The organism is Granulicella aggregans, assembly GCF_025685565.1.
Classification (GTDB): domain Bacteria; phylum Acidobacteriota; class Terriglobia; order Terriglobales; family Acidobacteriaceae; genus Edaphobacter; species Edaphobacter aggregans_B.
This window is the reverse complement of sequence record NZ_JAGSYE010000001.1, coordinates 751,225-764,722: the sequence shown is the minus strand read 5'-3', so window position 1 is coordinate 764,722 and position 13,498 is coordinate 751,225. Positions and strand designations below refer to the sequence as shown.

General features: G+C 59.8%; 10 protein-coding genes. 5 read left to right on the top strand and 5 right to left on the bottom strand.

Annotation, left to right across the window (positions count from 1 at the left end; all coding sequences use genetic code 11):
- Positions 1 to 237 precede the first annotated feature (237 nt).
- Positions 238 to 1,944: an RNA polymerase sigma factor RpoD gene (gene rpoD, locus OHL18_RS03230; RefSeq protein WP_263373389.1), complete on the bottom strand. Its 1,707-nt coding sequence runs from the start codon at positions 1,942 to 1,944 to the stop codon at positions 238 to 240.
- 354 nt (positions 1,945 to 2,298) lie between these two features.
- Here rpoD and OHL18_RS03225 point away from each other — a divergent pair, with 354 nt between their 5' ends.
- On the top strand, positions 2,299 to 2,943 hold the full coding sequence (locus OHL18_RS03225) for an outer membrane beta-barrel protein (RefSeq protein WP_263373388.1): 645 nt from the start codon (positions 2,299 to 2,301) through the stop codon (positions 2,941 to 2,943).
- 789 nt (positions 2,944 to 3,732) lie between these two features.
- Here OHL18_RS03225 and OHL18_RS03220 read toward each other — a convergent pair.
- The 3 genes from OHL18_RS03220 to OHL18_RS03210 all read right to left on the bottom strand — a co-directional run bounded on the left by OHL18_RS03220 (position 3,733) and on the right by OHL18_RS03210 (position 6,152).
- Complete coding sequence (locus tag OHL18_RS03220) at positions 3,733 to 4,065, bottom strand: hypothetical protein (protein WP_263373387.1); 333 nt, start codon at positions 4,063 to 4,065, stop codon at positions 3,733 to 3,735.
- A 214-nt stretch (positions 4,066 to 4,279) separates the two neighbouring features.
- Positions 4,280 to 4,507, bottom strand: a complete 228-nt coding sequence (locus tag OHL18_RS03215; RefSeq protein WP_263373386.1) for an AbrB/MazE/SpoVT family DNA-binding domain-containing protein — start codon at positions 4,505 to 4,507, stop codon at positions 4,280 to 4,282.
- 250 nt (positions 4,508 to 4,757) lie between these two features.
- Complete coding sequence (locus tag OHL18_RS03210) at positions 4,758 to 6,152, bottom strand: lipopolysaccharide biosynthesis protein (protein WP_263373385.1); 1,395 nt, start codon at positions 6,150 to 6,152, stop codon at positions 4,758 to 4,760.
- Positions 6,153 to 6,363: 211 nt separating this feature from the next.
- Between OHL18_RS03210 and OHL18_RS03205 the strand changes: the two genes are divergently transcribed.
- Entirely contained in the window at positions 6,364 to 6,840 is a 477-nt protein-coding gene (locus OHL18_RS03205) for a DUF4142 domain-containing protein (RefSeq protein WP_263373384.1), read from the top strand.
- A 38-nt stretch (positions 6,841 to 6,878) separates the two neighbouring features.
- On the opposite strand, the gene dnaG is transcribed toward OHL18_RS03205, so the two are convergent.
- Positions 6,879 to 8,660: a DNA primase gene (gene dnaG, locus OHL18_RS03200; RefSeq protein ID WP_263373383.1), complete on the bottom strand. Its 1,782-nt coding sequence runs from the start codon at positions 8,658 to 8,660 to the stop codon at positions 6,879 to 6,881.
- A gap of 318 nt (positions 8,661 to 8,978) precedes the next feature.
- Between dnaG and OHL18_RS03195 the strand changes: the two genes are divergently transcribed.
- From OHL18_RS03195 to OHL18_RS03185, 3 genes are all read left to right on the top strand, one after another.
- On the top strand, positions 8,979 to 9,989 hold the full coding sequence (locus OHL18_RS03195) for a hypothetical protein (RefSeq protein ID WP_263373382.1): 1,011 nt from the start codon (positions 8,979 to 8,981) through the stop codon (positions 9,987 to 9,989).
- 186 nt (positions 9,990 to 10,175) lie between these two features.
- Positions 10,176 to 10,919: an RNA methyltransferase gene (locus OHL18_RS03190; protein ID WP_263373381.1), complete on the top strand. Its 744-nt coding sequence runs from the start codon at positions 10,176 to 10,178 to the stop codon at positions 10,917 to 10,919.
- 79 nt (positions 10,920 to 10,998) lie between these two features.
- The gene (locus OHL18_RS03185; protein ID WP_317890457.1) at positions 10,999 to 13,383 is read left to right on the top strand and encodes a S9 family peptidase; all 2,385 of its coding nucleotides are present in this window, start codon (positions 10,999 to 11,001) and stop codon (positions 13,381 to 13,383) included.
- Positions 13,384 to 13,498: the final 115 nt, after the last annotated feature.

Here is a 13,498-nt window from a genome sequence, read left to right as displayed (position 1 = left end):
GCTGCGCGCGGGGCGGTCACTTGGTGACTTGTAAACCGCGTTGCGTTGTCCTCCCGTTGGTCGGCACGAACACTATCTTGCGACCAGCGGGAGCACCCAGCCAAGCCCAATACCGCACGAAGTGCCGAAGTGACCGCCGCCCGCGTAGGGCGCTTTTGTGGTCGGCTTAAGAGAGAAACCCCACTCATCGCGATGGTTCTGCGATGAATGGGGCACAGAGTCTTTGCACGGTCTGGATTACATGTCCTTGACGCCGTCGACGAAGGCCTTCAGCTTGCGGCTGCGGCTGGGGTGACGGAGCTTGCGGAGCGCCTTGGCCTCTATCTGGCGGATGCGCTCGCGGGTGACCTGGAAGCTCTGGCCGACCTCTTCCAAGGTGTGCTCGGAGCCGTCTTCGAGGCCGAAGCGCATCTTGATGACGCGCTCTTCGCGCGGTGTCAGAGTACGCAGAACCTGCGACGTGTACTCCTTCAGGTTGACCGAAATCACGGCGTCGGACGGGCTGACGGCCATGCGGTCTTCGATGAAGTCGCCAAGGTGCGAGTCTTCTTCTTCTCCGATGGGGGTCTCGAGCGAGATGGGCTCCTGCGCGATCTTGAGGACCTTGCGGACCTTCGCGACAGGGATGTCCATGCGGCGGGCGATCTCTTCGGATGAGGCTTCGCGACCAAGCTCCTGCACAAGCTGACGGCTGGTGCGGATGAGCTTGTTGATGGTCTCGATCATGTGGACCGGAATACGAATCGTCCGGGCTTGGTCCGCGATGGCGCGGGTGATGGCCTGACGAATCCACCACGTCGCGTAGGTCGAGAACTTGTAGCCGCGGCGGTACTCGAACTTGTCGACGGCCTTCATCAGGCCGATGTTGCCTTCTTGGATGAGGTCGAGGAACTGCAGGCCGCGGTTGGTGTACTTCTTCGCGATGGAGACGACGAGGCGAAGGTTGGCCTCGATGAGCTCGCGCTTGGCGCGCTCGGCGTCCATGTCGCCCTGGACCATCTCGCGCTGGGTGCGCTTGAGGTCGGCGAGCGAGATGCCGGCGTCGGCTTCTACCCTTTCGAGGTCCGTCCGGCAGTTCTTCTGCTGGCGCTTGTACTCCTTCTTGAGCTCTTCCGAGCGCGAGGCCTCGTACTTGGCGTCGAGCGACTTGATCTGGCGCTCGAGGGTGCGCATGGCGTCGACGGTCTTGTTCACCTTGTCGAGCAGGCGCTTCTTCTCGCCGTTGGTGTACTTCAGCTCGCGGACGACGCGATTGATGTAGACGTGCTCGCGGCCGATGAGCCACTGGGTCTTGCGCGTGTCTTTCGCCTTCGCCTTCGCGTCTTTGCCGACGGGTGCGGCGAGCTTCTCTTCAAGAACGACGATCTTCTTCTGGTGCTTGACGATGACGTCGATGCGGCCGACGGTGGCACGGACGCGCGCTTGGAGGATCTCTTCGGTGAGCTCTTCTTCGTCGAAGGTGACGACTTCCTTGATGTTGCGGACGCCGCGGCGCAGGTCTTCGCCCAGGCCAACGATCTCGCGGATCACGATGGGCGAACGCGAGATCGCCTTCATAACGCGGATCTGTCCACGCTCGATGCGCTTTGCGATCTCGACTTCGCCTTCGCGGGTGAGCAGCGGGACGGTGCCCATCTCGCGGAGGTACATGCGGACGGGGTCGTTGGTCTTCTCGAGCATGCCGGGGGAGAGGTCGAGTTCGACGTCGTCGGACTCTTCGCCCGCCTCGGGCTCGTACTTGTCGCGATCGCCACGGCCTTCGCCCGACAACACGTCGATGCCCTGCGTGTTGATGGTGGTCATCAGGTCGTCGAGCTCGTCGGGGGAGGTGATGTCTCCGGGCAGAAGGTCGTTGACCTCGCCGTAGGTGAGATATCCCTTTTCTTTACCTGTATCGATCAGCTTGTCTATATCGTCTTCGTACTTATCAATGTCTTCGGCCACGGGCACACGCACTCCTGCGAAAATAATTTCAGATTAGAGGCTCGTTCGCAGGCAAATAGGCGCACCTGGACGAACGAAGATCTCGTTTGTTTCGTAATGGGCGGGGATTTTTATTGCGGTGTAGACCGCGGTGGCAAACCCGAGGACCTTTAGGAAGGTCAGGGCATTCAAAGGCGCACGTCCCCAGCGAATCACAGAATACCACAACTGTTAGACGTGGGTGGGGTGGAAAAGGATTCGCGGGTCCACCTGTTGTCCGAAAGGGTTCAAGCCGCATCACGAAGTGGGATCCTGATCGTCTGAAAGGTTGAAAGCTTGCGATCTATTTCAACTGAAATCTTCTGGAGCAACGACATGAGCAGGTGGCTGGGGACGTTCGTGCTTTGCAGCGTTTTATCTTTGGCTGGTTTCGCGAGGGCCCAGACTGACGTGTCCGCCAGCGTCTATGGGGCGTTCACGGGGACGACCGACGGCAATGGAGTCACGCAGAGCCCGTCAAACGCGGCCGGTGTGCTGTTTGAGGTGCGGCATATCAAGAACCCGCTTGTGGGGTTTGAGGCAACATATGCCTACAACCGCGCAAATCAGAGCTACACCACCGACAACGTTATATCGTGCGGATTGCCGTGTGGAAACGCTGGGTCCAAGCTCTCCACCCACATACCCGCGGACGCGCACGAGATCACGGCGGACTGGGTGGCATCGTTCAAGTTGCTGAATTTGCGACCGTTTGTGTTGGCCGGGGGAGGGTTGCTGCTGAACGTGCCGAGTACCTCGGCATCCACGGGTGGGAATACAACGGTTCCCACGCAAACGCAGACCAAAGGCGTCTTGGTATACGGAGGCGGCGTGGATTATGGGGTACTCCCGCACCTTGGCTTGAGATTCCAGTATCGCGGGAACGTTTATAAGGCTGCCCAGTTGACGACGGCGTTTTCGTCGTCGGGGCAGTTCGTCCATACGGCTGAGCCGATGATCGGGGCCTATTTCAGGTTCTGAGGGAAATTGCGCATGAGGGTAGCTCGGGTCAGGCTAGCTCGAGATAGTCCGATTTCCGATAAATGCCGTTTTTTGCCAACGGTCGTAAACTAACCCTTTGCGAGACAAGCATTTGTGCTGCGTCAGGCGCATAAATAATGGGACATGCACCACAGCAATATGGCATTTATCGCTGCGCTGATCGCCCTTTTCGTAATTTTTATTGGACTTCGCGGGCGTCGCGTTCCCTGGGCATAGCCCTGTCGCTAGGCTGCGATTGATCACACACTATTGCGCAAGGATGTCCTGTGTCATAAAGCACCCCATTTAGGAAAGGATGTCGCGAATACCAGGGCTTCGTTCGCGGTTGCGTGGCCAGACAAGGAAGCACAGTTGGACAAGAAGTGCCGGTGCTAGGACCATGATCGCGTATACGTCAGTCGGCCAGAAGAATTTGGGAGGCACGCTCTCGAGGCACCACGAGATCCAATTCGCTATGAAATAAAGCCACAAAGCGAATGTGCAAAGGCGAACTGACCTAAGCGAGAGTAAGAAAAGCGGAAAGCCGCTGAGTAAAGAAAGCTCCAACAAGCCATCTTTCCAAGTCTCAGGAGGAACGGGCAGACCCAAGATCATGATGCATCCGTAGAGGGACAAGCCAAGTGATAGAAGTCCCGCAAGGAGCATTCCGGTCGTAACGAGAGATTTGCGGTCTATACCATCCATAGAAGTCTTTGGAGAGGATACCTCCGACGATCCTACTTCCTCCAAGCTCCTTGGAAGTCGACGTTATCGGCATGTTCGATTGATTTACTTCTTTGAGGAGAAGAGAAAGATTGCTGCAATGAGTAAGAGACAGACCAGAATTGCGGTGCCGACGAGCTTCAGCCGATCAGCCACCCACGAGCCAGCTGTACCTGTGGGCTCTGGTAGAAGTACCAGCAAGTAATGGTCTTCCTGATTCAGGATTCGGACGGCTTGTTTCCAGGTTTCCGTTTCGCCCGTCTTGTTCGCTCGTCTCTTAGCCTCACGTGCAAGTCTCACGATCTTCGCCTCATAAGTCGGCTGATCGTAATCCCGCTCAAAGACCTCATTGACCTCCCAGATATCCGGGAGCGTCCACGCTGTCTCGGTGAAGTACATCATCTTCCGTTCTGTGTCCGATAGAGGAGTACCTGCGCGAGCGGCCTCAGTGACAATTTGAGCGACAAGATACTCCTTTGCTTCTCTGCCTGAGCTGAAAGTTTGCACGCTCCATCGTAGTTGCCAATTCAGATGTTCGACACCTTCTCATTGCCGCGAAGTCGTGTTATCGGCAAGAGTCAAATAGTGCCAGGGGTGAAGCCCGCTTCATGAACTACTCAGCCAGCTTACGAAGAACCTCTCGATTTTCATCCATGACGTGATTCATCGCTGCCATCTGCTCGGCAAAATGAGCGTCATAGGCCGTTAGAAGTAGACCGTTCGGCGTCATGACGAATCCCAGGGTATTGCCTGCGCTTGCTTTCAGATGGGCGAGGACTTCCTCCGGCAAAATGATGGCTAGATCTTCGCCAATCTGCTGAACTTTCACAACGACCGCCATGATTCTCCCTCTCAATTCAGTCTATCCAGCGGAGGAAGTGCTCGGCCAGGCAGTTCGATTGCGCCCGTCGATTCTTCCCGAAACGGCGTTTGATTGAGAGGTCGCTGACGGAAAGGGCCGAACATCCTGGGTGGCGTGAGCTCACTCGGGGTCCTTCGACTCCGGTTGGCGCAAGAGCGCGCCAACCTCCGCTCAGGATGACGGATCTATTGTTTGATCGGCAAGTTGATGGGACAAGGAGCTTAGGCGGCTAGCTTTCCAGCTCCGGCTTGGAGCGGCGGAGCCTGCTTGCCATCGCCTCCCAGTTCAGCGACTTTGGCCAGTGGGTCATGCTGGCGAGGAAGTCTCCGAAGTGGTCATTGGCGATTTTGAGCGAGGCGGGGAGGACGTAGAGATTCATGACGGCTTCGGAGACTAGGAGGGACGCCGCTGCGCCGTAGAGGCCCCAGCGGCGGGCGGCTAAGTAGCAGATCCCGCAAGTGATGGCGGTGGCGAAGGTGTAGACGGCGGCGAGGCGCTCGTGCTGGTTGATGGCCTGGAGGAGGGTGGAGCTGGTCGACCAGAGGGAGTAGAAGACGACGACGAGGAGGAGGATGCTGAGGAGGCCTCGGCTGGGGGGGACGTGGCCGCCGGTCCAGTGGCTCAGGAACCAGGGGCCGACCGTCAACATGCCGAGAACGACCGTTGCGGCGAGGATGAGGGCCATCTGGCAGGCTCTCCGGTGGAGGGTGCGGGTGAGGGCGGCGTCCTTCTGGCCGAAGGCGATCGACATCTCCGGCCAGAAGGTGTTGTTGACCATCTGGATCATCTGGAGGGCGACGCGGGAGACGGTGCGGGCGGTGCCGAAGATGACGACGTCGGTGGGGCCGAGGGCGTAGCCGACAGCCATCAACGTCCCTTGCAGATTGAGGGCGTTTCCGATGGGGAAGCCCATAAAGGCGAAGGCGGGGCGGGTGAGGCGTTTGATCTCGGAGAAGCGGGCGTGCGACCAGCCGTAGCGGATCCAAGGGATGTCGCGGCGGACCATGATAGCGAGGAGGATGGTTCCGGCGATGTTGGCGAGGGCGAAGACGAGGGCGGTGGTCCGGGCCCCGGCTCCCATGGCGACGGGAACGATCATGGCGAGGAAGGCGATAAGCGAGAAGACGCTCTTGATGAAGGATCCGTAAGGGTAGCGGCCGATGCAGCGGTAGGCGGACTGGAGAAGCTGTTCAAGCTGGCCGAGGAGGACGGAGACGCCGAGATAGAAGATGATCCACTTGGTGTCGGACTCGGACATCGCGGAGAGCTTCAGCAGGTGGGCGACGGGAAAGAGATAGAGGGCTCCGCTGAGCAGGAGGATGGTCGCTCCGCAGACGATCGCGATGAGCCACCAGCAGCTTTGGAAGACGCGCAGGGCGGCGTTGCGGTCTTCACCGGCTACGAGCATGGTCATCTCGTTGCCGGCGACGTTGCCGAAGCCGATGTTGCTGAAGCTGAGGTAGGCGGGGATGGAGGTGACGATCATCCACTCGCCGTAGAGCGGGACCGTCCAGAAGTGCAGGAAGACGGGGACCTGGATGAGCTGGATGACGGTGGACGCGAGCTTGCTGACCCAGTTCGAGAGGAAGCCGAGGGCCAGGCGCTTGGTGGTGTTGCTATCCATCAATCTCCTCTCCCGCAGTCGTGTGGGGCGGTCGTACTTGAACGTGGGTGTTAGAAGGCATCGTCTTCAGGCTACCGCAGACCAGGCGCGTCGCATCTGTAAGACAGCATACGAAGGCTTTCGAAGCCGTATCTAACTTGCTGTGCGTCCTTTCCTCTGTCAACCATGCTCGTAGGGAGTTCCAATCAAAACCATCTTTCGCACGTCTTCCTTGCTGATACTTTCACTGGCTGCCGCAACGCTCGCGTATGGGCAGGATGCGGCCTCCGACAACGACAAGGCGTTTGTGGCCAAGGTCTCGCAGGGCGGGCGGTATGAGGTGGAGGCCAGCCAGATCGCGCTGACCAAGGCGGTTGCGCAGGACGTGAAAGACCTGGCGAATACCGAGGTCCACGACCATGAGCTGGTGAACCGGAAGCTGAAGGCGATCTCGGCGGAGAAACATGTTCCGATCGCGCCTGCGCTGAATGCGGAGTTTTCGGCTAAGCTCGCTCACCTTCGCACGCTATCCGGCGCGGAGTTCGATTCGGCGTACCTGAGCGAGATGGCGGTTATTCATGACAAGGATGAGAAGCTCTTCGCGCAGGAGGCCGGAGACGGCGGGGCTGCCGCGTACAAGGCCTTTGCGGCGGAGACGGACCTGATCGTCAAGCGGCATATTGGAGCGCTTCACGGTACGGACAAGTAGATCGTTGATTCGGGACGTATGAGGGACATCTGCGAGGGTTAGCGCTCCCGCAGCTTCTTGTCGATGGCCATCTTCTCCATCATGAACTGATCGAGCATGGCGCTGTCGCCGCGGCGGTCGGCTTCGGCGATCTGGGAGCGAAGTTCGCGCTGGCGGCGCTGCATGCGGCGGGTGTCGAGGGCTTCGAGGGCGTCGCGGACCTGGTCGAGAAGTGGGGGTTCCTTTTCTCCGTGAGTGTGCTGGAGGGCTACGGCTAACTGCGCGCGGGACTCGTTTGTCGGAGCGGCGTCCAGCGGATTTTCGGGGGCCGGGGCCTGCGAGAGCGATTCGAGGATGTCGGCCATGGGGAGTTCTGCGAACCACTCCGGGTGCATCGAGAGTTGTTCGGAGGCTAGCTGACGGGCCGGGTCGTCTTCGCCGAGTACGAGGGCGCGTAGGAGGATCTTTTCGTTCTCGCTGATGGGTTCCTGGCGGAATTGAGGGACGCTTTCGAGGCGTGCGGCGGCGGCTTGCTTCAGTTCCTGGCGGAGCAACGCGGAGTCGATGCCGAGCTTCTGGGCGGCGTCGGCGGCGAACTCGTCGCGCTGGATACGGTTGGGCATGCGGCGGATGTGCGGGAGAAGGAAGTTCATCGCCTTTACCTTGGCGTCGGCGGTGCGAGCAGGAAACTGCTGACGGGCGCGGTCGATGAGGTAGTCGGAGTGGCGCTTGGCTCCGCGCAGGGCGGCCATGTACTCCTGCACGCCGTGCTCGCGGACGTAGCGGTCGGGGTCGAGGCCGCCTTCGAGGGTGACGACGCGGACATCGAACTCTTCTTCGGTGAGCATGGCGATGGACTTTTCGGCGGCGTTCGAGCCGGCGGCGTCGGGGTCGAAGTTCACCACCACCCGTTTCGTAAAGCGGCTAAGGAGGCGAATCTGCATCTCGGTAAACGCCGTCCCGGAAGTCGCGAGGACGTTCTTCACGCCGGCCATGTAGACGGAGATGCAGTCCATCTGGCCTTCAACGAGGAGGGCGAAGTCGAGTTCGCGCATGGGAGCCTTCGCCTTGTCGAGATTGAAGAGGACTTGCCCTTTCGTATAGAGCGGAGTCTCGGGCGAGTTCATGTACTTGGCGATGGGGCGGCCCTTATCGTCGACGTCTTCGAGGGCGCGGGCGGTGAAGGCGATGGTCTTGCCCTGCTCGTTGGCGATGGGGAATGTGATGCGCTTGCGGAAGCGAGCGTACATGGTGCCCTGAGTTCCATCTTCCTGTTCTTTGGCCGAAAACAGCCCGCTGGCGCGGAGGACGTCTTCCGCGAAGTGCTTTCGCATGGTCTCGCGCATGTGGTTGAAGTCGTCGGGGGCGTAGCCGATGCGGAACTTGGCGATGGTCTCCGGGGTGACGCCGCGGCCGGTGAGGTACTCGCGGGCGCGGGCGGCTTCGGGGGATTTGAGTTGCGCTTCGAAGTACTGGGTAGCGGCCTCGTGGAGGTCGATCAACTGGCGTCGGATGCCGGCGTCGCGGGCCTCTTCTGGCGAGTTGAACTCGCGCTTGGGCAGGGGGATGCCGCACTTGGTGGCGACGGCGCGGACGGCTTCGGGGAAGCTGACGTTTTCGAGCTTCATGACGAAGGTGAAGACATCGCCCTTTTCGTGGCAGCCGAAGCAGTAGAAGTAGTTGTGCGCGGCGTTGACGGAGAAGGAGCCGGTCTTTTCCTTGTGAAAGGGGCAGAGGCCGGTGTAGTTCTGCGCGCCGGTCTTGCGGAGCTTCACGTAGTCGCCGACGATCTTGACGATGTCTGCCTGCTGCTTTACGGTCTGTGCGAAGTTATCTGCCACTCCTTATTAGGATAAGACCTGCGTTGATTTATGGCGTCGCTGTGGATTCTGGCGCGGGGAACTTCGGGATTTGTGGTGGAATGGGCCGGGCCGTGCTGGTGATGTGGGCGGTGTGGCGGGTCCTTCCCCTTTTTCTTCGGCACGCTCAGGGTCAATGTCAGGATGACGGCAAGAACAAGAGGATGCGAAATGGGAAAAAAATTCCCGAAAACTTCCTCTCTGAGGCGGGGTTCGTACAGAAGCAGTCTCAAGGCGCGCCGCTGTCTGGCAGGGACCAACGCAGCACACAGTCGTTTCAATGGAGTATCAGGAGAAGTTATGAAGTCTATGAACCTTATTCGCAAATTCGTACTGGGCGCAGCCCTCGGCCTCGCTGTCGCCGTCGCGCCGGTCGCTGCAAATGCCGGTGTCTTTATCTCGGTTGGCTTCGCGCCTCCCGCGTTGCCTGTTTATACGCAGCCTGTGTGCCCCGGCGATGGCTATCTGTGGAATCCCGGCTACTGGGCCTATGGGCCGGAGGGTTACTACTGGGTTCCCGGCGTCTGGGTGCAGCCGCCGACCGTGGGCCTGCTTTGGACGCCCGGCTACTGGGGCTGGGGCGGAAGCGCATTCATCTTCCATGAGGGCTACTGGGGGCCGCACGTCGGATTTTACGGCGGCATCAACTACGGCTTTGGGTACGGCGGCGTAGGGTTCGTGGGCGGGCGTTGGGATGGCGGTCACTTCGCGTATAACACCGCAGTGGTGAACGTGAACCGGACGGTGATTCACAACACGTATGTTGAGAACGTTCATGTCAACAACACAACGTATAGTCACACCAGCTTCAATGGTGGAACGGGCGGCGTTCCAGCGCGTCCTACGGCGCAGGAGGCCCAGTTCGAGCACGAAAATCATGTTCCGCCGACCTCCGCGCAGATGAGCCACGTGCAAGCGGCGCATGCCGAGCCGGGGAACTTTGCCAAGGCCAACGGCGGGCATCCGGCGATGGCTGCGATCCAGCGGCCGGGGGCGATGAATACGGCGGTTCCGGCTCGTGGAGCTACTGTGAACCAGCGGGCAGGAAGTCAGGCAGCGAGTGGCGGTCGCTTCAATGGCCAGCAACTCAATCAGCATGGAGGCTCCAACGCGCAGCGTCCGGCGACCGCCGCTGCTCCGGCGACCCGCACGGGCGGCTTTGGACAGACGGCACCGCGGCCGGCGGAGACACAGGCGCAGTCTCGTCCGCAGACGCAGGCTCGCCCGGCAGCTCAATCGCGGCCGCAGGCGGCACCGCGCGCACAGGCCCCGAAGCCAGCGAACCATGGCGGCGAGCACCCTCATCGCTAACCTTCCCCAGAACGACCAACCAGAAAGGCCGGTGCCAAAAGCACCGGCCTTTCTTCTTGCCTCGGTGTATGGGTCTGGGTGAGAGACGGTAAAGCGGGCGGTTTACGTCCCACCCATGACGAGGAAACTGTCATGGATGGGGCACTCGGGCTTCTTCCTCTTGCCCGCGCACTAGAATAAGGGCTCATGCTAAGCAGCGAACATCTTGCGCGGGTAGCCGTGGTGCTGGTGCGGGCGCGGAACCCGAAGAATATCGGCGCCGTTGCGCGGGCGATGCACGACTTCGGGTTCTCGGATCTGCGGATTGTGAATGAGTTTGTGATGCCGCTTGAGGGGGCACGGTCGGCGGTGGATGCGTCGTCCGTGCTGCATGCGGCGAGGACCTATGCGACAGTGGCCGAAGCGGTCGCGGACTGCGTGGTGGTTGCGGGGACGACGGCGGTGGGTGAGCGGGTGCTGGAGCATCCACTGTTTGCGATCCATGACGCTGCGCCGAAGCTGACTGGGGCTCTTGAGCAGGACGATTCTAAGGTCGCAATCCTGTTTGGTTCGGAGAAGACGGGGCTATCCAACGAAGAGTTGAGCCACTGCAACTGGCTGACGACGATTCCAATGTTCCAGCATGCCGAGTCGCGGCATCTCTCGATGAACCTTGGGCAGGCGGTGGCGGTGTGCCTCTATGAGCTGGTGAGGGCACGTCCGCTGGTTCGGTCTCCGGAGAGTGCTGATGCTGCTTCAAGCGCAGAGCAGGAGCGGGTGCTGGGGCTTCTTGGCGAGGTGTTGGAGGCTGCAGATTACATACGGCATCATCCGGCGCGGAGCGCGCCTGCGGACCTTCGGCGACTGGTTCTGCGGATGAAGATGAGTCGCATCGACGCGCCAGTGTGGATGGGGATGCTGCGGCAGATTTTGTGGAAGCTGAGAAACTGATCGCAGCGCTGCGGCGTCCATGATTGATCCAGTCAGGATTTTGCTTGAATTCTATTTGTAACTTTCAGGAGAACATACTGTGAATCTGCATTTGAAGATTGGCTACGCTCTGTCGGTTGCCACGATCGTGACTGCATCGGGAGTGGCGCAGCAGCCGCGTGTCTACACCGCGGCGGACTACGCGCAGGCGGAGAAGTTTCTTTCGTACAACGTGAATCCGCTGGCTTGGAGGGGCGTTGTGAATCCGCACTGGATGGCCGATGGCCGGTTCTGGTACCGCGCTGTCGATGAGCAGGAGACTACGTTCCGTATCGTCGATCCGGCGAAGAAGACGAACACGGTGGCGTTCGATAGTGCTAAGTTGGCTGCGGCTCTGAACGTGGCTTCGCCGAAGCTGAAGGCGGACGCTGCCCGGTTGAAGCCTGCCGAGCTTGTGTTCTCGGATTCTGACCATAAGCTCCGCGTTGCGATCGGCTCAAGCAACTTCGATTGTGCTCTTGCCGAGGCCTATACCTGTACGGCGCTCGACAAGCCGTCGACGACAAAGCAGCCGCCGATGAACCTCTCGCCGGATAAGACAAAGGGCGCTTTTATCCGCGACTGGAACCTGTGGGTGCGGGACATCGCGAGCGGAAGGGAGACGCAGCTAACGACCGATGGAGTGAAGGACTTCGGCTATGCGACCGACAATGCGGGCTGGAAGCAGAGTGATGCTGCGATCCTGCTGTGGTCGCCTGACTCGAAGAAGATCGCTACGTTTCAGCAGGACCAGCGGAAAGATGGCGAGATGTACTTGGTCTCTGTGACCAATGGGCATCCGGTGTTGAAGACCTGGAAGTCACCGCTGGTGGGCGATGTGAATGTGACGATGATTGAGCGCGTCCTCATCGACCTCGACACGAAGAAGATTGTGCGGCTGAAGATGCCGCCGGACCAGCATCGCGGTACGGTTTGCGACGACATCACCTGCAGAGGAGGCAACAACACCTGGGAGGATGTGGAGTGGTCGCCAGATATGAAGCACCTGGCGTTCGTATCCACGTCGCGCGACCACAAGCAGGAGTGGCTTCGCGTTGCCGACGCCGCCACGGGCGAGGTTCGCGAGGTGATGCAGGAGACCGCGCCGAAGTTCTTCGAGAGCGGCGATGGCATGGTGAACTGGCACTATCTGCCGGGGTCGAACGAGGTGTTGTGGTTCAGCGAGCGCGACAACTGGGGCCAGCTCTACCTCTACGATTTGACTACCGGCAAGCTGAAGAACCAGATCACGCATGGTGATGGCAACGTGACGCAGGTGCTGCATGTGGATGAGAAGAACCGCGTGATCTACTTCCTCGGCGTGGGTAAGGAGGCGGGGCGTGATCCTTACTTCGTACATCTTTACAGCGTGCGATTCGATGGCAGCGAGCAAAAGTTGCTGACGCCGGAGGATGCGAACCATGAGATTGCGTTCTCACCGAAGTTCGACTTCTTTACCGATATCGCTTCAACGCCGGTGACGCCTGCGACGACAGTGGTGCGGACGTTGTCTGGCGCAGTGGCTATGCAGGTTGCGAAGCAGGACATCTCTGCGCTGACGGCTGCGGGATGGGTGCCGCCGGTGCCGATCACGGTGAAGGCGCGGGACGGCAAGACCGACCTTTACGGCTTTATGTTCAAGCCGACCAGCTTCGATGCGACGAAGAAGTATCCCATCATCAACAACGTGTATCCGGGGCCGCAGACGGGCTCTTGCGGATCAAGGAGCTTCCAGGCTGCGCATCGTGACAACCAGGCGCTTGCGGAGCTTGGGTTCATCGTGGTGTGCATCGATGGCATGGGGACGAATCTACGATCGAAGAGCTTCCATGAGGCGTACTACGGGAATCTCGGCGACAATACGATTCCAGACCAGGTTGCGGGGATGAAGGAGCTGGCGGCGAAGTATGCGTGGATCGATATCGACCGCGCGGGGATGTATGGGCACTCGGGCGGAGGCAATGCAACTGCGGCGGCGATGTTGCACTATCCGGACTTCTTCAAGGTGGGGATTGCGGAGAGCGGCAATCACGATCAGCGCGACTACGAAGATGACTGGGCGGAGAAGTGGGCGGGGCTGCTGGTGAAGAACGCCGATGGCACGACCAACTATGACTCGCAGGCGAACCAGTACATCGCGAAGAACCTGAAGGGGCATCTGCTGCTGGCGCATGGGACGATGGATGACAACGTTCCGCCGAACAATACGCTGGTGTTGGTCGATGCGCTGATCAAGGCGAACAAGGACTTTGATCTGCTGATGATTCCGAATGCGGCGCATGGATATGGTGCAGCTTCGCAGTATATGACGCGGCGTAGATGGGACTACTTTGTGCGTTATCTGGCGGGGGGTGTTCCGCCGCTGGAGTACGAGATGAAGCCTTATGCTGCGTCCATGGCGGTGATTAACTCTGGGCCTTCGAATGATGAAGATGCTACGGAGTAGCTTTCAAAGGCAAAGGCGAAATGCGGGGGTCTCTCCACTACGCATTGCGATGAGGCTGCAATGCTTCGGTCGAGATGACGTTTCGGTGGGTTTGTGAAGGCGAGTTAGGGGGTGT